Origin of the sequence: Citrobacter sp. Marseille-Q5395, from assembly GCF_947057495.1 — a bacterium.
GTDB classification, from domain to species: domain Bacteria; phylum Pseudomonadota; class Gammaproteobacteria; order Enterobacterales; family Enterobacteriaceae; genus Citrobacter; species Citrobacter murliniae.
In genome coordinates this window covers 81,205-106,260 of sequence record NZ_CAMSEL010000012.1, presented here as the reverse complement: position 1 = coordinate 106,260, position 25,056 = coordinate 81,205, and the positions used below count along the sequence as shown (strand labels likewise).

Here is a 25,056-nt window from a genome sequence, read left to right as displayed (position 1 = left end):
TCCCTCCCTTGGCTGGCGATTAAGGGGGTTAAATGTTCCGACACCCGGACAGCGTCCCTCCCTTGGCTGGCGATTAAGGGGGTTAAATGTTCCGACACCCGGACAGCGTCCCTCCCTTGGCTGGCGATTAAGGGGGTTAAATGTTCCGACACCCGGACAGCGTCCCTCCCTTGGCTGGCGATTAAGGGGGTTAAATGTTCCCGCACCCAAACAGCATCCCGCCCTGGGCTGGCGATTAAGGAGGTTGAATGCTCCGGCACCCGGACAGAATTCGGCCTTGAGCTGGCGATTAAGAGGGTTCAATGTACCGCCGCTCCGACAGTATCCCGCGCTGGGCTGGCGATTAAAGGGGTTAAATGTTCCGGCACCTGGACAGTATCCGCCTTGAGCTGGCGATTAAGGGGGTTAAATATTCAGGCACCCGAACAGTATCCCGCCCTGAGCTGGCGATTAAGGGGGTTAAATATACAGGCACCCGAACAGCATCCCGCCCTGGGCTGGCGATTAAGGGGGTTAAATGTGTTCCGGCACCCGGACAGTATCCCGCCTAGAGCTGGCGATTAAGGGGTTATATGAATCAGTTCCCGGGAGGGATCTATACATGACCTACGATAAAAGCAAAACAACATTAAAGTTTGGTTGTAAGAACTGAAAAGTACAAAGTTGAAATATGAAACGCGGGTTGGACCTCTCTAACGTTAGTGGTAATGACTTATGGTGCAAACATAAATCTACATATTTATGGGAAGCTGGTTAGACGACGTCCGGTCTGAAGCGCACAGACTGAAAGAGTACCGTGTGGTTCGGCGTGAACCCAGACAATAATGTTAATTCTTCGCAGCAAAATAAGAGGGCGTTCTCACAAAAGTTGTGGAGACTTGTGCAGATTACTTCTTCTGAAATCTCGTAGGCCGTTCTAATTATCTCTATGTTACTAACATTTAATTTCCTTTACCTTTTCTAGTGTTTTCGAAATAAGGTTTCGGTGTGCTAGAACTTTGTTGGAATTTAAAGCCTGGACTCTAATACCGGGCAAAAGAGTAGAATATGCCAGGCCCCCGCAAAATTTTCGACGGCTAAGGCGCCATTCAGGAATGAACTAAATCCTTCCTGCTTACCTCGTGATCCAAAAGATGGCATTCAGAATACTAAGAAAGCACGCCGAATCTGAGCCTATAACCCTTTGGCTAAATTATGCAAAGCAATGTTACTCAACACCCGGGATAAACTTTAAGGTGTTTATATACCAATTTTGGAGATTAAGGCGCACATACCCGGCGGAGCGAATTGGTTGGATCGTCAGTAAATTGTTTTATTAGGAATAAACTTCCCCAATTTCAAGATGCGAATTTCAGGTTTTTTGGTAAATGGCACTACGCTTGTTTTACAGATAGCAACCAGTTACAACATCTCGATTAACCATATTCTAGTAATCACTTGAAGCTGAAAATGGTTGACTATACCAACCTAAATAGAAGGCATTTCATTTTAGTTCAAAACAAAACTGCAACTTAATAGTTATGGTTGGTTTAGATAACCACAAATACGAAAATTGACTAACAAAACAAAAAGACACCAACTCACAAATATTATCTCTAACTTGTTAAACAAACCAACAAGACATGAGTTATTATTTGTTTTTCAATGCCTTACCAAACTTTAAATCGATACATAAGAAATTATGGGTTGCTTAGCTAACCATAAAGATAGTGTTTATATCTAATATACAGTAGCGCGACAAATTTGGTTATCACTTGCAACCACAACATCCGTATCCAAGGCAGGAAATTTAGCTCAGCACAGGCCGAGCATGATTAAACATCAGCCGTATAAAAGCTACATCACCAATCAACTTAAGTAGAAGCCCCAGAGAAGCCAATCAACAGTATCTACAAATAAAATTTAGGGATATTTAGGGGAGTTAATTCGATCCAGAAATTCTGAACCTGAACAATTGTTGCGGGGGAGGGCAGTGTAACACAGTTAAAAACCTGTAATTTGAGTAAAGTACGGATACCTCATCCAGTAAAGATGAGGTATCCAGTACTACTTAAACGTTATGCAGCTGCATTGCTAGCAACTTCCTGTTCATACAGTATCTCAATTGCTTCGCCGTAAGAGCAATCAAGACGGCTTTGTATTTCCCATAGCTTTCCACGGTCGGTACTGTCAGTCGTAAAACAAAGCTCCATTTTCCTGTCTACATAGAGGCGACATATCTCCTGGAAATTCTCGAATCGGACGAGCATCTCAGAAAATGCACGCTTTATCGTTCGTATGTTTTTCATACGCTCATATTCAGCATCAGTCGTGGAGAAGTAGTTATTAGCCTTCATGGCTTCTATGCTCTCCTTTTCCTGCTTCATGATGATCTTCCACGGCGAGTTGGCCGTCAGGGCTCGACCTACCGAGGAGGTGAAGTAATCTTCAAAGGACTGGGTAATACAAATACCAGCACAGTTCGTTTTCCTGAATCGGCGCCAGGCAGCTTCAAGGAAAGATGAGAAAAACTGATTTGACTGATTACTGGAGCCTGAAGCATTATCCGGGCGAATATACTCCCATGCCTCATCAAGGATGAACAACCGGCGGCGACCGTCCTTTTTGATAAACATTGCATGCTGAGCAGCTTGAATGATCGACATGAGCACGACTGTCTGGAGGTGAGGGGTACCCTTCAACTCTTCAAGCTCAAGAACTATAAACCGACTACCGAAGTTTATTGGCGGGAGCTTTTCGGTAAATCGATTTCCGTAAATGCCTCCTTCACACCATTGCCCTAATTGCTCACCGATATCTTTAATACGCTTATCTTCATGGGCAGAACAGCGGCGTGCAAATCCTGTAATAGAGCCTGTACTTCCGACTTTACGTGATTCGTTATATTCATCACCAATCAGTTGAAGCATGACCGATTGTTGAAAGTCGTCAATATTTCCTTTTTCAGATGCCATTATTTTTAACTGATTCAGGACCATAATGGTCTGTGCAACTTTATCCTTTTCTTCATCGTTATTATTTGAGTCGTCATTGAAAACAGGCGCTTCATCAAAAACTCGGTCTGCAACAGTGACATCGGTCAAAAATGCGAACGGATTCAGAGTAAAATCAGGCTTTTTACCAAAATCTATAAACTGACTATTTGTATATTGCTCCGAAATACCCTGATACGAGCGACCAACGTCAACTACAAAAATCTGGGCTCCATCAGGGTCAAATGCATCATAAGCATTGTTTTTGAAACCTTCAAAAGTATCACGATAATGGATCAGATTATTAGAACGCGGCCCTGCACCAAGATAGTTATTAATGATGTATGCAACCCAGAACGATTTGCCTGCACCAGAAGTCGCCCCAACAACCATATTATAGCTGGCAGAAGTCTTGAAGATATCAAGCCCCAACAGCTGGCCCTCTCGTGAGACGAGGTTAAGTACAGGTCTGTCAGTATTACCTTTCCATGGGCCGAATAGAGGGGTCATATGCGCTGCACCAGTATTACTGACTACCTCAAAACGGTCCAGATCTAGTATCGTCTTGGGGTCATTACACATTGGAAGGCAAGAGACAAAAGATGGAAAGATGATGTATGAATCATCAGCCACTTTAACGCGACTTTCCAGATAAAATGATTTTAACTGGTCTGCGGCAGACTGGACATCTAATGCTGAATTCCCCATGACGGTAAATGTCAGATAACTGTGTAAAAGACGGGCCCCATCTTCCAGTTCACGTGTTACCGCCATGTAATCATTATCCATGTCCTTCAGTCTTGGACAAAACGTTAAGACGGTTGGGATACTAGCTTGTTTGTTAGTAATTGCCTTATATCTGACGTTATCTCTAGCTAATTTTAAGGGATCGGCGAAATGGACTGTTTGAGTTATCATAAATGGGCTAAATATAGTTTTACGCCCATTCATCCAATTCACTACAAGTTCATACATGCTTCCAAAATTTACATGTTCTGGGAACTTGACCACAGATAATTGTTTGAAATAACGATGTTCAGAAACATCAGTACTCTGCGTTGTAGATGAAAAATTATTTTCAGTTACTGTATATTTTCGCCCCGGAACATTTAGCTGTTCGTTAAGACGCCTCATAGTGTTGACTTCAACATGACCTTCAGCCCAACGTGATGTTTTTCCCGGATGCATTAATTTATCCATGCAATAAAGCCAGTTTTCGGCGCTAACTTTATGTGGAAAAAGGCCCAGTGTGTTCAACTTACTGATTAGGTCAGAGTACAGTGCATCGATGCGATTAATTTCAATTTCAGTAGGAAGCGCAGATTTCAACGGAATAGAAAATGACATCCAGATCTGAAAGTCACGAAGCATTAATTTATCATGATCCGGTTTTAAGGGTTCATTTAGACTTCTATCATAATAATCCAGCTGGTAGGCCGTGAGTAAGTCCCCCTTAAGCTTATCATGTCCTTCCATTCGACCACCACGAACTGCCGACCAGGCACTTAAATGCAAGGTCAGGTCCGGCAGTGCTGTTAATGAGGTCTGACAGATAGTGTCAGTAGGAAAATCCATTTTAAATAATTCAGCTAACACATCCTGCTGATTATCAAAAACACCAGGTGAGGGGTTACAAATAAACATAAACCCAAGCCGATTACCGTCTATTAGAAAATAATTCGTGCCAGGAATCTGGTCGTATACAGGAATAAACCCACCAAACTGGTGGCGACTTAATTCTTTATTATAGATGTTAGCAGATTTCATTCGCGACCTCAGAGTTGTCTGATAATACCGTTAGACGAAACTGCTTTCGTTGCTCGCTGTTGCTGTTGCATATTTTCACGAGCGGCATCCTGAACTTGCAAAGGAACTATTCGCGCCGGATTTGATGTCGAATTTTTACCCGCAATCCAAGTTTGGGGTTTGACATTCACATAGACAAAGCCAGGCAGGTTTAAAGCGTCATTATCGTCCGTGTATGGTGCAAAGGTGATTCTCATGACGCGGCCTTGCTGAAGTACAGCAAGCGGTTCTGGAGCTACCACAGCCTGTTTATACCCTTGTGTACGGTATTGCTGGATCTGGCCAGAGCTGAGCGTAGGGTTTACAGGCTGTCCATTATTAACGGAGTAAAGGTCTTTACTAGCACTGATATCGGAATTTGGCGCAACGTAGCGCGGTACAGGTGCCGGAGATACAACCTGTGTTGTTTGCTTCATGACATCAGCAGTCGGATGGATAAAAGGGTTACCGGATGCACCTGTTGAGCTGTAGCTCGTTGTCATCCTTACATTAGAATTAACTGGAACGCCGCTTATCGGCCGTGGCCCGATTGTTGATGTTGGCGCGCCCATTTTTAATGTCTCATCGTACATAACGGGGACTTGGCCAGCAGGTTTAATTTGCGTCGTCTTGTATGTCACAGGCTTATTTACCAAGACGGCAGACTTAGGGTATTGCACAGCGCCAGGCGGCGAAATTTGGGCAGGGTACTGGCTGTCATTGACAGCCGATTTCTCCTTTCCCGAATTAGCTTCTTCCTCCGCAAGGCCGGAAAGATCATCACGGTTATTCGTTAGTTCCATAACTTCACGAGGGCCTTTACAAACGACCCCTTTTTCAATTCCCGGACATTCTGATTCTGAGCTGCCGATAGTACAACCCGCTAGGTATGAAGATGAACCAACAACCAGAGCGCTGAAAATAACTTTTTTAATGTTCATTTCATTACCTTAATTAGTAGCAAATGGGTTTTTGAGTAAGGGTTCGACACTTTGTTTTAACCATGAATCAAAATCTTTCGGTATGCCATTACCGGCAAGTCCGTCTTGTCTCACAACTGAAGGTACGCCCTGTAATTTATAAATACCTGCCAGCATCAGAGATCCTACCAATGGCTCAGCCGGACATGTTTCTGCCTCTTTTTTTGTCAGGAGCCTTTGTTCTATATCGGTCTTATTTCCCATAAGCCAACGCAAGATATCAAGGTCATTCACTTTGCCTTTTTCTTTACTGCACCATAGTTGACGTAATTCTTGCTTTGGCTCACCGGGGGAGGGGATTAAAATGATGTCAACCCGGTATTTTTCTCTTTCGTCATAGAATTTTTTTATTAAATCTTGGCAACCATCACAATCAAGCGTGATAAAAATAGCGGCTTGTCTTTTTAGTTTTGGGTTTCCTAAAGGGATCAATGCCACAGTATCAAGAGGAAAGGGGGCGTCGTCTAAATTAATAAAGTAGGATTTTCGTACATCTTCTACGGATAAGACTGACTTTCTCTGAAGAATGTCCATGACGCTACCACCCGTTATTGTATAACGTCCATCAGTGGTCACAGCCATCAACTGCGAACGTTCATCCTGGAACAGATAAAGACCTCCAGTCGGGATGTAAATAACATCTTTAGGCTTATAGCTTTGCATTTTCGCCAGTACGCCCTCTAAAGGTTTCGTGGACACTCCACCTTCTTTTGCTTTTTCCATTAATGCAGCTGCATCAGTGTTGTTTAATACATTTTCAGCAGCATTTGTAAGGGGTGGACACACTGTGATCATAGAGACCAGCAGAGATAAAAGTAACTTTTTCAATTATCGTATCTCACTTTCTTTTGTTTCGCCTTGTAGAGATTGTACCTCACCAAAACTTCCACCAAGGTCGATATAAGAGACTATTTGAACATTATCTGGAATTGTTACTGCTAATGATGCATCAATAACCAAATAGCCACGAGAACGGTAAACTTTCATTAATGCTTTAAAGTAATTTTCAAAGTTGTTTTTAGACTGTACCAAATCCGGCTCAGGATTCTGCTTATTAAATTCTTTCCTTAAAGTTTGCATATCAAGTACTGCAATTTGGTAGGACGGATTCGACATTGCTTTGACGCTTTCATAAACAAAACTCGCCCCCTTGTATCCATAGATCACGAAAAGCACAGCTAGGCCAGCTAGCATCAAATACTTGAGGGTTTTCTCGATATCTATTTCCAAAGTTACTTTTTTGGTTGTACGTATACCCCCAACAGGTTTAGCCGCCTCAAGCTTCACGTTTTCAGCAGAATCACTTTTTGTTCCTGGTTCAATGTTATTTTCCATAATTAACCTCAGCGACTCGTCAGGTTTGTAGGTATTGTTGCGCCTGATTGAACGATAAACGTAATTGGGCGCCCTGGGCTAACTTCGACTATTGGCCACTGCTGCTCAGCAATTGATGTGTAGTAGTCCACAAGACGGTTTAGACCGCCCTGAGCTGCTCCGGCTCCGGCCAACGCTCCTAATGCCCCGATGTTCGGCGATTGGTATTCAGCCGTTGAGTTAGGATCGATATTTAACGAAGACACCTTAGATGGGCTCAGACTACCAGCCAGTGCTGACAGGCCTCCTGCAAAAGCAGAACCTGCGATCGCATTTCCATTTCTACTTATCAGATTTCCACGAATACCATTTTTCCCGTCATTTTCACTAACTGCGTATGCTTCCAGTTTGACGTCGAAAGCTTTTCCTTTCGAGTTCACACAAGATATTGATGTTGCCCGAATGTATGCTCGCTGTGACGCCAGATCACCCACAGCTGAACCCAACAAATTACAATCCCGCAAATCCATCGTGAAATTGTTTGGCATGATGATGTCTTTTTTAATACGCATAGTGACTGGCATGGGTTCAGCTTTAGACGACAGACTCGTTGGGGCTTCCAGACCATTAATTAGCACCCCTGTGATAATTGACGTCGCTGGGAGAAACATTTCGTCTTTACGTGCCGCATGCCGAGCTTTACTGTCTACAGGAGCGGTCCCGTCGCCGCGAATAGTTCGTGTCGGGGCTTTGTCACCGCCAGCAACGACCTCACGCCCCTCTCTTATCCGGCTTTCGGATATCGGCATAACCTGAATGACACCATCAGAACCATTTGTCTTAATTGAACTCTGCGTGATAGTCCGCATTGGGCTATTTCGGGTCGGTGTGATCGGAGCGTATCCGGAACTAGCCCCATTCACCGCAGCATTTGGATTTAGCTGGTATGGCGTTGCTGGGGCCTGCTCATTGACGTTTTTGCGTGACCCACCTGCGTCGAGATTACGATTACCGTTTCGTGAGGTCTGCATGTCAGTCAACTGCGTCGAGAGCTGCTGGACTTGTGAAGCAAGGTTGGCAATCTGTACTTTGCTTTCTTGCTGGGCCTTTTCAGCTTTATCACGATCTGCCTTTGCCGCATTCTGATCAATGCGGTTCTGCCTGACCATTTCGTTATAAGTCTTCTGGCTTTCCTCGTTACTCAGCTTAGTCATTTGTGAATCATCAATCAGGAACCCAGTTTGCATATCTTTTTTCTGGGTTTTCTTCTCTTTTTTAACCGGAGTGGAAAAAATTGATTGACTAATAACGATAATCAATACAATCAACGCAGCACCAATTACTGAGATTCTGACAGTTTTATTTTCCCAGGCATTTTTAATGTCCATTATTAACTCCACTCTTTGGTTGCTGGAAGCGCTTAACTTTCAAATTTCGTTCGTTTTCTGTCATCTGAGGCACGATATAAGGTTCACCCGCCCTGGGCCATTTATCTTTAAAATTCAATCCTGAATTATCGGATTCAACAGGGGCAAAATCCTTACCATTATTAAGCGAACCAACTTCTTTAATTTCCTTAACTCCGCGCCGACTTTCAAACTCGGTTGAGCTTCCAACGAATTTTTGCGCAAGGGTAGGGTCGCTTATAATTATCGTATGTTCTTCAAACGCATCGTCAACTGTCTCACCCGGTCGGTGGTCATCGGGAACTATATTCACTGTTCCTTTTGGAATGTACTCAGTTTGGTAGTAATAACTGGTACCCAAAAAAACGACTAGTCCAAATGAGACCCCTGTAAGAAAAGTAGCTTTTCTCATTTTATCTTTTAATCAGGCTTGGTCGTGTGGTTACACGAGTCTGGCGCTCTTTAAATAATTTATCCCGCACAATGTAAAGCTCGGTTTCCTCTCCAGGCTGAAGAAATGCTTTATCGAACAAAGCACTTGCAATTACTCCTTCAGTTATACATTGCTGATCAGCGACAACTTGTCCGTAAGGCTTGTCATTTTTAACAAGAATGACATCTATCAATTCCCTAGATCCCACAAGTCTTTGCCCTAACTTTGAATACATATTGAAATTACACGGGGACTGCTCTGAGCTCGGTATACGTGACAAGCGGTCTTCTTGTAAACTAAAACCAGAAGGAACCTCACCTAGCGCAACCGGAGTCAGTAAATCAATGATCCGCTGTTTATGGTCATCCTGACGAGGGTCAGATGGTGCCAACTCTTCTGACTGGGATCGTGCCAGCATCTCATCATAATTATGTTTATCCAAAGATGTCTCACGTTTCGCCTGCATTGTCGGGCTCAAAGAAGTTGTGACCGAAATCATTGCACCAGGAACATCCAGTGGAACCAGTGTCAGGTTATAAGTCGATTCAGGCACTGAATCTTCTGAAAGCATTATTCCAATTGGCTTATCCGTGTTTGTTGAAATAAATACATCGCCGCCGTTAACGAAAATACTGGCTTCATCACCTGGCGTTGAAGTACTTACAGATGCGTTTTTAAATGAAGTTGAAATTCTGTTTTGCAGACCCCGTGAAACTGGCAGTACAATATTCCCACCCGGTGGGACGTTTACTCGCTGCACTTCTTTGTAGCGATTACGAGCTTCTACATATAACTCATCTGCTTTTGAAGGGGCCCCGGTGCTTTGTGCATTTTGTTGAGGCTCTTTCCCTGCCGGTCTTCCGTAACTATCAAAATTTCCGGATTTAACCTGTTGCTGATAACCGACAAGCGTAGGGTTTTTTGACAATGCGCCAGTTATCTCATTGACAGCTGGGGAGGCACTACTTGCAGGTGAAAGACTTGGTAGTTCAGTGGTCGGTTTTGTTGCTTGTGACGTCTCAGGCGCGGGGCCGGTGCCAGATTCTTTAATAATCGCATTTTTCACACCATTCTGAAATTCATCTGCCCCGACAGGCATAACAACCGGGTTATTTACTGTCGCCGGTAACTGATAGTCTTCAGCAAAGACTACATTCGAAGTTGCCAGCAAGATCATTGCTGTAATCGCGTGACAGCGAAAGCCCTTTTTAGAAGTCATAATTAGTTACCTGTAGACGGCGGGGGATTATCGAGTGTTGCCAGTTGTTCTTTGCCGTTGATTGTAATTTTCTTAATATTTGGTGTACCAGAATACTGATTTACATAGGCTATGCGTGGTCGTCCGTTTTTCATACCCAGCACCCATTCAAACGTCCATTTTGATGATTCTGTTTTGTCCGGAACATTAATCAAACGCGTTGATTTCGTTCCCCAGACATAGACCATGTCATTTTTGGTGTCATAATACATATCGATCGGTTTAAATGACTGTTCAACACCACGAGCTTGCATAATATTGGTCTGCTGCTGTAATGACTCACGGGTTTTCGCCTGTAAATCCGGAGAAAGCGCATCCAATATGGTTGTTGTTACAAAGCCTATGTTTGTTGGGTTTATGTTCCCAATTAAAGTACTGAAGAATAAGGCCCATTGAGTTTTATATGACTCTGAGGCTTTATTTCCCACAACTTTAACTTCTTCCGTCATATTAGGCGGAAGCACAATAGTCACAGGATCGGTAAGAAATTGATTTTTTACCACTAAAACTGCGATGACTAATATAGCAATTGAATTCACACGTAAGAGTTTTTCGTCACGTTTAATCAATGCACTATAAGTAATTCCAATTTCAGAAGCTTCAATCTCTTTACTAAAGCGAGCTTTAGAATCCCGAAAGCGTCCTTTTGAGTCTTCGCCTCCATTTTGCGAAGTCTCGTCCTTTTTATCAAAATCGCCATTACTGGCACTTTTAATGAATGGAATTTTAAGCTTGCTGAGAAGTTTCATTCTTAGCTCCATCAAGAATAGAGGTTTCTGATAAATGGATCGGTAAAGTAACGACTACTAAACACTGATTTCCCTGGAAACAAGCCGAACCACCACAGTTTGTGTTTGAGTTTTCCTCTAACTCCTTCTTCAGCTGCTTTTTTATATGCAAACCAAAACACAACCGCAACAACTACAGAAGTTATAAAGAAATCAAAAATATTACCACTCGCGATAGTCACGAATGTTATACCCAATTGCTTTGCATCCCAGAATAGAATCAACAAAGGCATATTAATTCTGTAAGGGAAACGATAGGTATGTGGAGGTACCTCGTACTGACTTGTCATAAAAACTCCAGAGAGGGGGAATATCCCCCTCATCGTTATTGTTCTAACAAATCACAGCGGGATACCAGCATCCAGGAACGTGCTGATAATTTTTTCACCGTTTGCCATAATCAGCATCATTAATGCTGAAACCAGCGCCAAACCAAGGTTAGGTTTTACAACGCCGAAATAAGCTACGGAGAACAACATGCCGCAAGCGATGATTTTACCCGGCGCACCAGTTAATGCTTCGCTCATGTAGGCCCAGATATCGCCGAAGGCTCCGTCGTCGGAACCCGCGTACGCTAAACCGCAACTTGCTAAAAACAGGAGAATAAACAAAGGCACTTTTGCATGTTTAGACTTCAGAAATGCAAAAGCGTTAGTTTGTTCTCTTTCAACGTTAGTATTCAATGTCAGTTCCATAATTACTCCGTGTTGATTTGAGTTCACGTAAACGCATTTGCATAATACTTTTTATTTTTCTTTCATTTTTCTGTTAACCACCCTTTTTTTCCCTTAATTGCGCCTGGTGTTTTTTTAGCCTATGAATGTCACATGTGAATACCGTGTGTATATCGGATTGAAGAAGGTGAGGCAGGTTATTTTTTCTTTATAGGGAAGAAGTTCATCGTCTATCTCTTCACCATTTTTGTGATAACCATCCAGTCCGATATTTGAGAAAGCTCTGTGTAAGGATGTCATTCTAAAAAAGTCACTTTTCCCATTGATACAAGTGCTTTTCAGCCACATCCTGTGTGTCGCCCCATTCATGCAAATGCTTTTCAAACAATGCGCCTTTTCCAGCCTCATTCATGCAAATGCCTTTGTAGCAAAGACACATATCCGAAACCCATTCATGCAAATGCTTTTCGACCAAAGGAACCTTTTCCGGGCTCATTCATGCAGTTGCTTTTCGACCAAGGGCAACTTTTACTATTCCATTCATGTAAATGCTTTTTAGTGAAATTCAGCTATCGAATCCCATTAAGAGAGGTACTTTCAGTCCAAAGGCACCTTTTCAGGTCGATTCATCCAAATGCTTTCCGGTCAAAGACACCGTTACGGCGCCATTCATGCAAATGCCTGTCAACCAAAAGCACCTTTTACTATCCCATTCATGCAAATGCTTTTCGACCAATGCCCCGTTTGCTGCACCATTCATGCAAATGCTTTTCGACCAATGCCACCGTTTGCGGCCCCATTCATGCAAATGCTTTCAGCTAAAGGCACCTTTTTACTGTCCCATTCATGCAAATGCTTTTCAGCTAAAGGCATCTTCCCGCCTCATTCATGCCAGGGGTTTCCAACGTAGGCACCTTACACAAACTCATTCAAGCAAATGCTTTTATACAAAAGGCACTTTTCTGTCGCCATTGAAGCAAGTGCTTTTCACAAAGGTCACTTTTCTCCCCCCATTGAAGCAAATGCTTTTCACCACCACTATGGGATTTTTAAACGATTTGCTTTTATTTTCATGAGGTTATGTTTACTTATGGGACCTCTGTTTTGAACTGGATATTTATCAAAACGCCTCTGTTCTAATCATGTCCCAGACAATTACAGGCTTTAATTTTCTGTGCAAATCTCAGTGTGACATGAGAAGGACAGGGATTTTTCACGTATAGCCACTATGCACAAACGTTGATGGGTAGTTTTATCTAAAGGCATCTGGATGAATGACTTCTGATTAAATCATTCAAAATCAATTGCTTAGTATTCGTTATCTAACTCAGTGAAAATTAGTTAAATAAAGCATTCGATCGAATGCTCAAAATTCCCAGGGTGCTTAAGCAAAAGTAAGAAAGGAAGCAGGGAAGCAGGGAAGCAGGGAAGGGTATTCATATCAGCAGAGGCGTCCAAAAAAGCATTTGGATGAATGCCCGTACGCCTCATTACATCCAAAGTTACTTTTCTGCGAACTGAACCAGAGGATCAGCTTTGTTTTGCCAGAGCAAGCTTTGGACTTCTCTTAAAAATCTGGAACTGAATATCTCTACCTTTCTTAACCTCTTGATATTCAAGGTATCCTATTGATTTTAACTCCAACATAGCCTTTCTGATGATCTGGTTTTGAGTACGTACTGGAGTCGTCAAAAGAAGCCGCTCACGCAAACGCTTCATGTTAACGAATAACGTTCCGGCAGGCATTGCCTCAAAATAGATGTACAGGCTCTGTGCAGCTTCTTTTTTGGCGAGAACCGACAGTACCTGTAAGCTTAATAGGGTTTTATGATCATACCGGTAAAGCTCCCACATCGAGGGATCACCCACGAGCTCTACTGTGTCCTTCTTAGGGTCAATCATAGCTTTCTGCACAAGGTGTGTGACAGTGAAGCGTTCAGTTTTAGAATCACGGAAAGAAATAACAACGGACGCGAGGTTTGCCAGCGCTTCCTGAAATCGTGAACGGGTTCGCTTGTTGATATTTGTAGAACTGATACCACACATTTTTGCAAACTCATTGAACGACAATGTTATTTTCTCGGAGGCGAATCCATATTTACTGAACGCCATAATGCACCCAAGCCAACACTTGAAGTCCGTGGACATCGAAAGCTTAAGGCCAGTGATCCGGATGTCATCGTATCCTTCTGACCGGGCCAGTTCCATGCTCGACAACTCATCAGAAGCATCAACCTCAAAATTTCTGAATCGCTTCTCTTTAGTTCCCACCGGGGTAAAAACACTTAAGCGCAGTAAAGCAATGGGTTGGACCGATTTCGAAGAGTTTGGACTCAGTTGATAAGTCCTCCCTGTATCCGTGTTGGTCACATCAAACGGATGTGCTAACTCATTGTTATCACTCATTTAAACTTACCCACCATGTTTTTCCCTTTCTACATTTAGCTGTGAATAGATTATTCGTCCAAATGCTTTTCACGCATTAAACTAAATGCCTTTTCAATTCAAGTAAATGCTTTTCTTATTCGATCAAATGCTTTTCGCATGCACCTGAATGCCGGATCATTGCTATTTCTTTTAAAAATCATCACGTTACAATGGTCGTGATCTTTATTGTTCTCTATTGATCTCTATTGATCTAAAGAATTGATCTATCTTGTGGAAAACGGGGATAAATTCCCTCTGAGAAAGAGCTCTGGCCCTACAAATTTAGGATTGGATACAAACCCTGTATAGAATGCAGCCGGGAAAAATATCAGTTAGCATGAAGTTATTAAGAAAGATAAATTCAAACTATTCAGATTTTCTTTTTAATTTAATTTTTAAAACAGCCTATTTTTGAATTAGTAAGATACCTAACCACTAAAAGAAATTTTGTTTTTTATGCCTTCAGAGTTGTTTGAATCTGAGAGCATTAATGTATCATGTAATAAAAAAAGGTGCTTATATGAATCATTGCGACTATCAGATTATTGAAATCAGCCCAAAAGATCTTATTATCGAGCCTGGATTTAATCCACGGGAAGCGGTAATCGGTGATCTTTGTTACGAACAGGAGCCAGTAAAATCGGCAATTATTTCTCTCAAGCAAGCCTATAAAGAGGGGCGACGTGTTGATTTAATTAAGGTAGTAAAGAAGGACTCCAAGTACGTTGTCCGGCAAGGGCATTGTCGTTACAGAGCATTATTGCTTGCTCTCGCGGAAGGAGCTGACATCCAGCTCTTTTCAGTCGTACTTATGCACTACAAGGATAAAATCGAAGAATACCTAGAGAACCTTGATGGGAACAGGAATAACAGTCTCAATCCCGTTGCACTAGCTTACGCACTCGCAGAGACCCTGAAGCTTGGCTCTACCGTTGAATCCCTTGCTATGCGCTATCAGCGGTCTGGCACAGCGATTCGCAATCAGCTTAAAATCCTTGATATGCCTTTAGAACTGCAACGTTTAATCAGCCTAAACCTTATTAAAAAAACACTCGCGATTGAAATCATGTTGAAGTATTCCAATGATCATGCAAAAGTCCTTGCACACTTGGAGTCCTGTTCTTTTTTAGTGCCATCTTCTGGCGTACTTGATTTATCGAAACCAACAACCGTTGAAACAGCAACAAACAGTGAGCCACTCGAAGAACAGGAAAAACCTCCTGTACATATTAACCCTAAAGACATTAAAACAAAGTCTATCACTCGCAGTTCGTTAGGTATTAAACGTCTTTCACATAAAAAAACTGAACGGTTAAAAAATGAATTTATTGGTTTGATTGATAATGTAGGGTCAACAATGTCAGACAATAATAAACTGACAGAATTAATTTTAGACGGACAGCATTCTAATTTATTTATGAACGTCAGTAACACTTTAATCACAAAAACAAATGAAAGTGTAAAGATCACTTTAGATGAAGCAAAACTTCAACTTGTATTAAGTCTTCTAAATGATGAAAATACTGCAATCATCATTCCAAAATCTAAGGTTACAGAACTGAACGAAATTCGTGACCTTTTGACAAATGAGTAGATAGCTGAGGATAATTTATGGACAAGATTGTACATTTTACCGTCATTAATACTTTTAACGATTTACTTATTGCGAAAGCCTCGCTCGACCGTAACATTGTTGAGATCAACGCTGGTAAGCGCTTTGATCATTTTGAAGAAGGACATGATCAGTATGTACAGAAAGTGACTGACGCTTTACTTATCGTGGAGGGACGTCTGGAGAACCTTAAAAAATGAAACATTCAATTTTTTTTACTCACGATGGTTATTTATTGCCAGCGGTCGTAAAGCCTTTCCACGGTAACGATGGGCACTATTATGCCATGATCACACGTGAATGCTTTGCCTGCGGAGGGACAGGAGAAATCGCAAACGCCGTCTGCGTGACATGTAATGGAAGCAAAACGTCACCGGCCACAGAGGAAAAACTGGTACTGAAAGAGGGCATCGAATTTCTTGAAACTATCCCGGAATTTCGCTGCAATCCCGATCTAGACGCTTGGAAACGTAGGCACAGCGGGCACCTGGCATTGTTACAAGCCGATAATTCTAAGTTTGCAGTAAGCATTTCACAGCAGTTAAACAACAATCTCTTTTTAACAGTTCGTCAGTTAGAATCTTTCTACTCAACTTACCAACCCGTTTCTAAAGATTTGCCAGAAAACGCTGATGTACCTGTTGAGCATTCTTTCAGCATTGGTGATGTAGTGAGTATTGATATCATTTTTACAGAAGTGCGAGCTGCTTTTTCAAAAGGCTCCCACAGCTACTTTTTTACTTTTACAGGCAAAAAGCAGAATGATGGATTCGCATTAACAGGTAATGTGCAGGATCATGTTTTATTGGGGCATAGCTATCATCTTTCCGGAAGGGTGAGAAAGATCCACTATTTTGACTCTGTGCCCTACGCATTACTGACGGTGTTTAAATTAACCACAAAGCCTAGTGCGTAGTGAACAGAACTCCCAAATACAGGGTGTTTATTCATTAGCCACAGGCTTTCTGCACTGTCGTGCCGACTCACTCACGTCAAATTTGTTGCTCACGCATCGGGTTTTTACCCGGTTTTAAACTCTGAAAAATATGCCTATTTCTTTAAATTCAACACCCGTTATTAACTAATCTTTTAAATTAAAAATGATAATCTTATTAATTATATATTTAATTTTATTCTCCTTAACATTCAGGTTAAGGCGATTTTGTTAAAACGGAGTGATGTATGCAAAATGATCTTGGACTTGGGTTCATCTGCAAGTCAGCAAGAGCGTCAGCAAAAATTATATCCCGGAAAGTTACTTTTCCGCTAAATGGCTCGAGTACTACAAAACTTACCCTAACGGGACTACAGTGTCATCCATCCTGCCGGTTTCCGTTTTACCAGCTGTCTATGCTAATCCACAACCAGCTCGCTGATCATGCCGCCAACGTTGTCGATGAAAATGCTCCGTTCACTGTATCCATTAACATACATGAATGGCTGAGTCGTGCCAGAGTGGCATTTATTGATTATCACGGTCTGCGTAATACCGATAAAACAGCAATGATCACATTGGATCATCTGGAAGAATTACTTACTCACTTGTCGACTACATTGGCCGTATATATCCCGTATTCAAAGAAGCGCCTGAACTTTAGCTTTCTGACGTCCTTTACACTGATCAAAACATCACAGTCTTATACTTTGATGTTCCCTGGTGTGCTGCGGCCGATCTTGGTGTTACTTGGGGGGTTAATTCAGGAATTTATGACCGAGAAGTTATTGAAGAGACGTAATACCCAACTTGTCATTTTTGAATATTTGCGAAAGTCTCGGCGCCATTCCCATAAAATTACCGATATTGCTAACGCTCTTCAGTTGCAGACGGTGAACGTACGAATCATGCATGTTCTTACCCAACTTGCAGATCTGGGGCTTATATCGTTTATTTGTGAAGGTAAGAGAGGGGAGCGGTCCATCGAAGAGCTTCAGTTTATTCCTTATGCCAGTCGGGACCATTCCGAAGTTTTGAGCTTTGAGGAATGGATAAGCCCGATCGACTAACCACTGACTGTCACTTAACGAAGGACAGCCAGGATCTCTTTTTCCTTTTTTCGCGATTTTGATTGACTGCCGACAGAACGGTAAGCATTGAGAGTATGAATTTCAAAACCGCGTTCTTCATAGAGCTCCAGCGTAAAGGGAGTCAAGCTGTTGGATATGGCCACTGAAGCCCCTTTACGATGAGCTGCCACCAGCATATCCGCCAGTTTAACATGTGCGCTCTTATTGAACGGTATGCCGTCATAACTGACAAAGCTGGTTTTGCTGATTTTATCATAAGGCGGATCGCAATAAATTTGGTCACAACCACCAGCACTCTCCAACGTCAGACCAAAATCTGCGGTTGTCAGCTCAACGCCAGAAAGTCTGAATGAGAGATAATCGACTTTCTGGGGGTCCAGAGTTAACTTGGATCGATTCCCCCACGGAACTGAGTACTTACGTTTCAGATTGTAACGACACAGGCCGTTATATCCGAGTCGGTTCATTGCGTAGAAAAGGACTGCTCGTTGCAGCGGGGCATCATCCAAACTGGTGCTGTTAAACGTGTTCCTCAGCTTTAAGTAATCCTCTTTATCAAATTCCCTTTCCGCCAGAAGATTCACTTCTCTGATGAATGCCGATTTATTCCGCTGGATGTTGCGGTACAGATTGATTAGATCCGGATTACTGTCTGCCAAGAGTGCATCGGTGGCAAACATGTTAAGGAACACAGCGCCCCCGCCGATAAATGGTTCGACCCACCGGCGGCTCTGATCATGTGGGAAATGCTGACTGATGAATGGCATCAGTTTGGTTTTACCCCCCGCCCATTTGATGATTGGTGTATGTTTTCGCAACGCGTATTCTCCTTTAAGCATTATCGGTATGTCACCCTTATGGTACCGAAAGCCGGATTACAACCAACAAGGTTTAAGCAGGGAAAATCGCGGGTGTTGTGAAAGAAATTTTCATTCCGACACATTTTTTTATTTTTTTTCACTTTTTGGCAAAAAAGTTAACTACCTTCTTAGCTCGCATAAACATTTGTTTTTAATTGTTTATTTAATCTTTTAGGTCTGAGCATCAGAACGTTTTGCTTCGCGAAATTCGGAATAAACCCCAAAAGTACCTTTTTAACGAAAAAGTGAGATTTTTTTTTCCGATAGTATTCACGCACAGATGAAAGGTATGGCAAAAAAGAATACAACGGAGTATCTATGAGTGATCTGATGACTGATTCCCAGCAAACTAACTCACGGGTCTTTAAATCACCCCTCGTGTCATTTTCAACAGTGACAGGTTCCGGCCGATTCGTCAGTGGCATGAAGCAGTTCCGCGACGCGAACCCTGACCTTTGTAATGAAGTCACTGAACAAAAAGCTTGGGCTATCAACCCTTCAGTGGTTCAAATCTCGCCAGGCTTCAACTCCCGTGAGATGGGGATGGGGGAGGCATATTACCAGCTGCCGGAAGTCGTAGATCATCTCAATAACATCAAGTGTGCATTCATCCGGGGTGATTACGTTGACCCTATACGCGTTCTGATCAAAGACGGTATTCCGTACGTTCGCCAGGGCCATTGCCGTTTAAAAGCGGCTTTAATGGCTCAGGCAGAAGGACATACTGACCTCACCATTCTTTGCATCGAGATGAAAGCCGATGAGATCAGCTGCGAACTGACGACAATTGACGGGAACCGTGGTCTGGCTCTTTCTCCAGTGGCACTGGGTGAATCCTACAGACGTCTTCAGGCGCTGGGCGGATGGTCGCTTGATCGTATTGCCGAACGTGAGGGCAAGAGTAGTACAACCATTGCTGCTCTCATTCGTCTGACCGGATGCTCTGTCTACATCAAAAAATTAATCCATGCCGATGCTATTTCCTATGTTGCAGTCCTATCCCTTATTGATGAGTTCGGTGAAACGGAAGCCATCTCTCGTATCGAAAAAATGATCGCCGAGCTTGAGAAAGCTGATTCAAGCGGTATCAAGATTAAGAAGACGCCACGTGGCAGTATTCGTGTTGTCCCTTCCGATTTTAAACCGGCACGTGTTCCACCTGTTCTCGCCACAAAAGCCGTAGAAGGGGTCAAACTCATCACTACGAGTTTGTTGCAGAAACTCGGTGATATCCAACTTCCCGAAGTGACCGACTCCAGCGAAGATGAAGAAATTTCCTTTACGTTGAACCGAAGCATGCTGGAGATGCTCAAGAACCTGCAAAGTGAGATCACTGAAGCAGAAAACAAGCAGCTTCGCCGGGTCGAAAATCGGCAAGCTCGATTGAAAGGGGAGAAAGTGACTTACAAATCCGCGAAAAACACAAATACTGGCGGAGAACCACAATCTGAAGCACCACCAGCACAGGCCTGAATTATGCATTTCAACATATGAGTAGCACATAATTAGAAGTACGATATTCAAGAACGAGCCACCCAGGCTCACGCCCATTGCCCCTACTAAGTAGGGGCTTTTTTTGTCCTGTCTCCGGCACGCTTTCTCTTCATTAAAACGACATCTGTCTGTCCTACCTCCCGCAGCGCAACTTTCAATATTTTTATGTCGCCCAACCTATTAGCTTTTTGATCGAGGTTGTTATCCTGGTAATAGATAATTCCTACATAAAGGACTGGTGCTATGTCTGCTGTTGAATCTGATTTCCCCCAAATGGGCGCCCCAGGGAACTCTCTGGTCGCTTGTATGCCTCTAACTGGCCTCAGTGTTAACGAGGATAACTTTCTGCCCGAAATGCGGGAAGAGCTTGGCATCATTGCCAGCCAGGTCGAATCCTATAACGAAGAGCTTAGTTTACTGAGGTCCATGTCCACTCAGTTTATGAAATACGGAAATCAGAAGCTCTATTCCTACCTCTCGGGCTATAACCATCTCATTTCAGAAGCAGATGCCTTGTACGCAGAAAACGCACTTCGTTCTGAGTACTGGAAGCGGGTAATGGCCCTTACCGATGTGCTGTCCGTGATGTCTGACGAAAAAAAGAACGAATGGGACAAGCAATTTACTGCTGACCGATATCACCGGCCTCCGCAGGAGATCCCTGAGTTTACACTCGACGCAGTAGTTGCCACGGTTGTCACATTGCTCAATGACCGGCATCAGTTCATTAAAGAGCGCGTCTATGCCGTTTTTCAATCATTAAGCCGTCACCACAAAACCAATAAAGCGTTTGGTTTCTCAACCCGCATGATCACCGTCGGCGTCTGTGAAGGGGTGAAAGACAAGTGGGTAAAACTTAAAGTTGAATTCAAAGAATCAGGACTCATGCCACTGTCGGAACTGCGGGTGATCTGTTCTTATTTCCGGGGAGAAACAGTTAAACCGGTCTATGACACGAAAAAAATGGTAGAGAATATGGTTGGTCATGCTGGGTTCAGAAATTGGATCAGCCTGGATGGCAACAGTATTCGTTTTCGGGTTTACAAGAATGGTTCGATGCACATTGATGTACATCCTGATATTGCAGAACGGCTTAACAACATTCTTGCTGCCATTGTCCCTCTGGCGCTGCCTACTGAACGCTTAGCCCATTACAAAGCCACGTTGCAGGAGTTCCCGGCACTGAAACGCTGCATCGATTTTCATTCACGGATGCAGCTCGCAGAGCTGGAATTCACTCGGAATGAAAAGGAATGGTCCAGCTGGACATCGCTCGGTTATGCCGGTGAGTTCGCTGATAAAACGCGGCAGGTGAACGCGGAGGTTCTGCGTTTCCTCGGTGCCCGGATTACTAGCTACCATGTGACATTTGATTATGACCCGACCGAAGTGATGCGCTTCATCGGTCATATGGGTGCCATGCCCGATATTGTATCCCACCAGTTTTACCCTTCATCGCTGCGACTCAGTGAATACGTCGCATCCATTATTGCGACCGGGGAGGGGGAGCGGCTGCTAGAGCCAAGCATCGGGCACGGGGATTTGCTGCAATGTTTCCCTAAGAGCGTCAACGTTACCGGCATCGAACTGGATACACTGAATTGTCTGGTCTCCCGAGCTAAAGGTTACGATACAACGGAGGCCGATTTTCTGGCATGGTCAGCAGCGAACCCGAATCAGAAATTCGACTGCGTGGTGATGAACCCACCTTTTGCTGACAACCGGGCTAAACTCCATCTACTGGCCGCTGCGTCTCATCTAGTTTCCGGCGGGCGTTTAGCGGCCGTCCTGCCGCTATCCCTTCAGGGGATCGATAACCTGCTGGGCGAGGGATACCGTGCTGAATGGATGGACACCTTCGATAACGAGTTTGACAACACTGCCGTCTCCGTCCGTGTTCTGTATGTAGAATGCCTTTAACTGAAGGAAAGACCATGTCTGAAATCTCACCTGGCCTGCCAGAGGACCAAAATGATGTTGAATTTATGATGGATGATTTCCAGCAGAGCCTGGGGAAAAGTAAACCGGTACATGAAGTACAATTTCTGGGAGAGTCACCGCAAAGTGAAGAATCCGCCAACGCTGCCGATTCGCCCTGGTTTGAAAACTAACCTGTTAAAGGAGTTGGTACAGATTGCTCCCTTTATGGGCTCCCTACAAGATAGCGGGGAGCCCGAGCAGTGGTTATTACTCAGGATGAGATAAACTGTGATTAATAGTGCATGTTAAGCACTTCGCATTCCTGCTTTTATTGGCGAACATTTCACTATTTTTTTTCTTGTTTTTTATATCCCCTTCCCAGAAAAGTTAGCCTTGCTCACTTGGTATTATTGATACCTTGACTGGGGGAGGATAATCATGAAATGCAGGGCGATACTTTTAGCACCACTCATAGCTTTTTCGTTTACGGCACAAGCTGAGATTGCAGAGTTAAGATTCAATGACACTCAGAATCAACCAAAGATTGTTGTTCCATCTGTGCAGTGGATTAATCCAGCAACCTCATTCGAGGCTGATGTAATCTCCGGCTTAGACCGGTACGTCCAGTTGTCGTTACTTAATGTCAACGGTGCAAGCTTGTGGAGCACGAAAAGTAGCAAAGTTACGGTTGATGACCGTATGACCTCCAGTAGCGGGTATGACTATTATGGAAAAAGGTTAAGTGTCCCTGCGTTTGGTGAAGATAATTACACCCTGAGGGAAGTGATCACAGATCTCCAGAATAATGAAATTTCTCGCCGGGACTACGTTATATCTATCGACCGCACTCCCCCTAAAACTAGCACAATTGGATATACGCGAAATGGATGGCAATATGGTAGCGAAGCCATCTTTACCAGCGTTCCTTCAGGTATGCAGTATGCCTCTGTTCAGGCTCTCGTCTTTTCAGGCCTTTCAGACAGTCGCTCTGGTCTCGACCGGGCTGAGTACTTTCTTGTCGATTCGAACGGCGTTGAACGAAAGAGAGGGGCTGTAATTAACCTGGTCGATAATTCAGTAACCGTCCAAAATACTACTGCGAGCGATCCAGCCCTGGCGCCAGCTTCTCAGTCTGAATACCGTATGGGCCTTTATGTTTATGACAAGGCAGGAAATAAAGCATCAGTAAGCAGACAAAGTGTGATTGATCGGGTCAACCCTCCTTCTGTTCTACAGGTGCTTAATACCAGGTCAAATACCTGGGAAAACTACTCAGCTGGGATAACTGTTTACAGTAATCCAATATCATTGCGGGTACTCAGGAATAAAAGTAACTTTACTGCTGCTAATAAAACAAGCTTTGGGTGGGCAGATGCCAATTATCAAAGTTCTGACAGCACATATAATATTTATTCGTTCAATTTTGTTTTCCCCAGTACCGGTGATATTTATCACGAATTCCAGACACTTGCGGGAGGCGTTCGTCGGTACCATCACTCTGAGTTATCTTTCACTCCTTCCCCAACCATGGAACTTGCACCAAAGGTCACAAGCAAAGAAATTTTTCGTAGTGATACCGGTAAATGGAGCAGTGCTACTGGGAATGTAAGAACTGCCAAATTTACCCAAATACGCGTGACTACCGAACCTCGTAACTATGTACAACGGGTTGCAGCTAATTCGAACCGTAACTGGTACTGCCTTATCCCGGTAGGAAGCACTGGTTGTACCATGAACGTGGATTATACCTTTACTTCCGATAAGGGGATGCAATACATCCATCTGGTCTCAGGTAAAGACGGTACTGCTATTTATGATAATCTGGCTGGGGCATTCGTAGTGATTTGGGATAACAACCCACCGGTTATTAACGCCGTAAAAATTAACCGTATGGATAAAAATGTAACCATGACGGTTACTGATGATGACCGGATAAATGGATGGCAAATAGGAGCATGGGATACTCGAGAATTTGGCGTGGTGCTTAAAACCGAAACGGGGAATGTGATTGACCTACCCGCCAGGACATGGACAGAGAGTGATTTTAAAACAAAAAACGCGGTCATTTCCTATGCTGATCTGCCGGACGGCAAATATACCGTTCTGTCCGCCTATGCAAGAGATCTTGTGGGCAACACGGCAAACTACGTGATAAATGATTTGCTTACCATTGACTCCACTGCCCCTCTAATTTCCTACCGGTATCTGAATGATGATCCTGAAGGCAAACTGGTTAAGGGACTAGAAAACCTCAGAATTAGTGTAGCTGACCCTTCAGGTGACGCCTCGCTTGAATCACTGGTGTTGAGCGGTGGACCAAACAGTGAACAGGTGACATTAGCTTATTCCAGTCAGGGCTCAGGAGTTTATACGCCAGAGTACCCGCGTATCTTTCCCGTAATAGCAAAAGAGGATGGCATTTATACAATTGAAGCTCACGCAGTCGATGCCTCTGGAAACCGGTCCTCGAAAAAGCTCAATTTCCTCTATCAACCAGCAAACATGATCACTCTGGACAGGCTACGTACCCTTGCTACTGCGGCTGCACTAAAGACCACGGATAACCAGCCACTGGCTTTTATCCGGACAAGCGTACTTCGCCGAAAGGATGGTTCTGTCATTACTGGGCAGTTAAACGGTACGCTGTCCGTGCGGAAAGATGCTGACTTCCCGGTAAGTGTAGCTGGCGTAACCGTTGCGCCAGGAGAGACAAAGGCAATCATTTTTGATATGGGGCAGGGTGAAGAACGTATTTATTCTGTCACACCAGGAAAGAGTGGCGTTTCTGGTACATCTGAGTTTGCCGTGGAATTCCCGCAGTTCTGAATAATTTTGGGGTGTCGTTAAGTCGGCACCTTGCTGAAATATAGCCAAACCTCCACCCATATCTTTCAGTTCCCGCACTGTGGCATTTACATCAAAACATGAATTCTTGCTTACTTGTTCGTGTACGAAAAGTCACTTTTTCTCGTCCTGGTGAAGATCCATCTCAATAGTCAATCCGTTGCCAATTTTTACCTCGCCAAAGTTGTTATAACGGACATTTTCAAAAGTTTAAAGCTATGAAATACCTCTGATAACCAGCAAGGTCAGAAGAAATGATTTTGT

General features: G+C 43.5%; 21 protein-coding genes. 8 read left to right on the top strand and 13 right to left on the bottom strand.

Annotation, left to right across the window (positions count from 1 at the left end; genetic code table 11):
* Positions 1–2,057: 2,057 nt before the first annotated feature.
* From trhC to OH663_RS15410, 12 genes are all read right to left on the bottom strand, one after another.
* Positions 2,058–4,739 (bottom strand): IncHI-type conjugal transfer ATPase TrhC, encoded by a 2,682-nt coding sequence (gene trhC, locus OH663_RS15465; RefSeq protein WP_015063109.1) that lies wholly within the window; start codon positions 4,737–4,739, stop codon positions 2,058–2,060.
* A gap of 8 nt (positions 4,740–4,747) precedes the next feature.
* Positions 4,748–5,698: a TraV family lipoprotein gene (locus OH663_RS15460; RefSeq protein WP_015063108.1), complete on the bottom strand. Its 951-nt coding sequence runs from the start codon at positions 5,696–5,698 to the stop codon at positions 4,748–4,750.
* A 9-nt stretch (positions 5,699–5,707) separates the two neighbouring features.
* On the bottom strand, positions 5,708–6,460 hold the full coding sequence (htdT, locus tag OH663_RS15455) for a protein-disulfide isomerase HtdT (protein ID WP_185757620.1): 753 nt from the start codon (positions 6,458–6,460) through the stop codon (positions 5,708–5,710).
* 105 nt (positions 6,461–6,565) lie between these two features.
* A complete protein-coding gene (locus OH663_RS15450) occupies positions 6,566–7,072 on the bottom strand; it encodes a hypothetical protein (RefSeq protein ID WP_015063106.1) in 507 nt (168 codons plus the stop codon).
* A gap of 8 nt (positions 7,073–7,080) precedes the next feature.
* The gene (gene trhB / locus OH663_RS15445) at positions 7,081–8,439 is read right to left on the bottom strand and encodes an IncHI-type conjugal transfer protein TrhB (RefSeq protein WP_022652153.1); all 1,359 of its coding nucleotides are present in this window, start codon (positions 8,437–8,439) and stop codon (positions 7,081–7,083) included.
* A complete protein-coding gene (htdO, locus tag OH663_RS15440; RefSeq protein ID WP_015063104.1) occupies positions 8,429–8,869 on the bottom strand; it encodes a plasmid transfer protein HtdO in 441 nt (146 codons plus the stop codon). The genes trhB and htdO overlap by 11 nt, the downstream gene beginning before the upstream one ends.
* A gap of 1 nt (position 8,870) precedes the next feature.
* Positions 8,871–10,109: a TraK domain-containing protein gene (locus OH663_RS15435; protein WP_015063103.1), complete on the bottom strand. Its 1,239-nt coding sequence runs from the start codon at positions 10,107–10,109 to the stop codon at positions 8,871–8,873.
* 2 nt (positions 10,110–10,111) lie between these two features.
* Positions 10,112–10,897, bottom strand: coding sequence for a TraE/TraK family type IV conjugative transfer system protein (locus tag OH663_RS15430; protein ID WP_022652152.1), 786 nt, complete (start codon positions 10,895–10,897; stop codon positions 10,112–10,114).
* 11 nt (positions 10,898–10,908) lie between these two features.
* Positions 10,909–11,226 carry a type IV conjugative transfer system protein TraL gene (locus OH663_RS15425; protein WP_022652151.1) on the bottom strand — a complete coding sequence of 106 codons (318 nt, stop codon included), beginning with the start codon at positions 11,224–11,226 and terminating at the stop codon, positions 10,909–10,911.
* Between the two features lie 51 nt (positions 11,227–11,277).
* Positions 11,278–11,631: a hypothetical protein gene (locus OH663_RS15420; RefSeq protein ID WP_015063100.1), complete on the bottom strand. Its 354-nt coding sequence runs from the start codon at positions 11,629–11,631 to the stop codon at positions 11,278–11,280.
* 289 nt (positions 11,632–11,920) lie between these two features.
* Positions 11,921–12,106, bottom strand: coding sequence for a hypothetical protein (locus OH663_RS15415; protein WP_032610388.1), 186 nt, complete (start codon positions 12,104–12,106; stop codon positions 11,921–11,923).
* Between the two features lie 1,034 nt (positions 12,107–13,140).
* Complete coding sequence (locus OH663_RS15410) at positions 13,141–14,016, bottom strand: RepB family plasmid replication initiator protein (RefSeq protein WP_015063098.1); 876 nt, start codon at positions 14,014–14,016, stop codon at positions 13,141–13,143.
* A gap of 541 nt (positions 14,017–14,557) precedes the next feature.
* Between OH663_RS15410 and OH663_RS15405 the strand changes: the two genes are divergently transcribed.
* The 4 genes from OH663_RS15405 (at position 14,558) to OH663_RS15390 (ending at position 17,653) form a co-directional block, all read left to right on the top strand.
* On the top strand, positions 14,558–15,631 hold the full coding sequence (locus tag OH663_RS15405; RefSeq protein ID WP_022652149.1) for a hypothetical protein: 1,074 nt from the start codon (positions 14,558–14,560) through the stop codon (positions 15,629–15,631).
* 17 nt (positions 15,632–15,648) lie between these two features.
* Positions 15,649–15,849 carry a hypothetical protein gene (locus tag OH663_RS15400; protein WP_022652148.1) on the top strand — a complete coding sequence of 67 codons (201 nt, stop codon included), beginning with the start codon at positions 15,649–15,651 and terminating at the stop codon, positions 15,847–15,849.
* Positions 15,846–16,565, top strand: coding sequence for a DnaJ-like cysteine-rich domain-containing protein (locus OH663_RS15395; RefSeq protein ID WP_015063095.1), 720 nt, complete (start codon positions 15,846–15,848; stop codon positions 16,563–16,565). The genes OH663_RS15400 and OH663_RS15395 overlap by 4 nt, the downstream gene beginning before the upstream one ends.
* A gap of 266 nt (positions 16,566–16,831) precedes the next feature.
* Positions 16,832–17,653 carry a hypothetical protein gene (locus tag OH663_RS15390; protein WP_015063094.1) on the top strand — a complete coding sequence of 274 codons (822 nt, stop codon included), beginning with the start codon at positions 16,832–16,834 and terminating at the stop codon, positions 17,651–17,653.
* 14 nt (positions 17,654–17,667) lie between these two features.
* Here OH663_RS15390 and OH663_RS15385 read toward each other — a convergent pair whose 3' ends face one another.
* Positions 17,668–18,513, bottom strand: coding sequence for a DNA adenine methylase (locus OH663_RS15385; protein WP_015063093.1), 846 nt, complete (start codon positions 18,511–18,513; stop codon positions 17,668–17,670).
* A 339-nt stretch (positions 18,514–18,852) separates the two neighbouring features.
* Here OH663_RS15385 and OH663_RS15380 point away from each other — a divergent pair, with 339 nt between their 5' ends.
* The 4 genes from OH663_RS15380 to OH663_RS15365 all read left to right on the top strand — a co-directional run bounded on the left by OH663_RS15380 (position 18,853) and on the right by OH663_RS15365 (position 24,774).
* Entirely contained in the window at positions 18,853–20,007 is a 1,155-nt protein-coding gene (locus OH663_RS15380; protein WP_040115173.1) for a ParB/RepB/Spo0J family partition protein, read from the top strand.
* A gap of 264 nt (positions 20,008–20,271) precedes the next feature.
* Positions 20,272–21,948, top strand: a complete 1,677-nt coding sequence (locus tag OH663_RS15375; protein ID WP_040115175.1) for a DUF4942 domain-containing protein — start codon at positions 20,272–20,274, stop codon at positions 21,946–21,948.
* 14 nt (positions 21,949–21,962) lie between these two features.
* A complete protein-coding gene (locus OH663_RS15370; protein ID WP_044256769.1) occupies positions 21,963–22,139 on the top strand; it encodes a hypothetical protein in 177 nt (58 codons plus the stop codon).
* A 247-nt stretch (positions 22,140–22,386) separates the two neighbouring features.
* Positions 22,387–24,774: an Ig-like domain-containing protein gene (locus OH663_RS15365; protein WP_040115176.1), complete on the top strand. Its 2,388-nt coding sequence runs from the start codon at positions 22,387–22,389 to the stop codon at positions 24,772–24,774.
* Positions 24,775–25,056 lie beyond the last annotated feature (282 nt).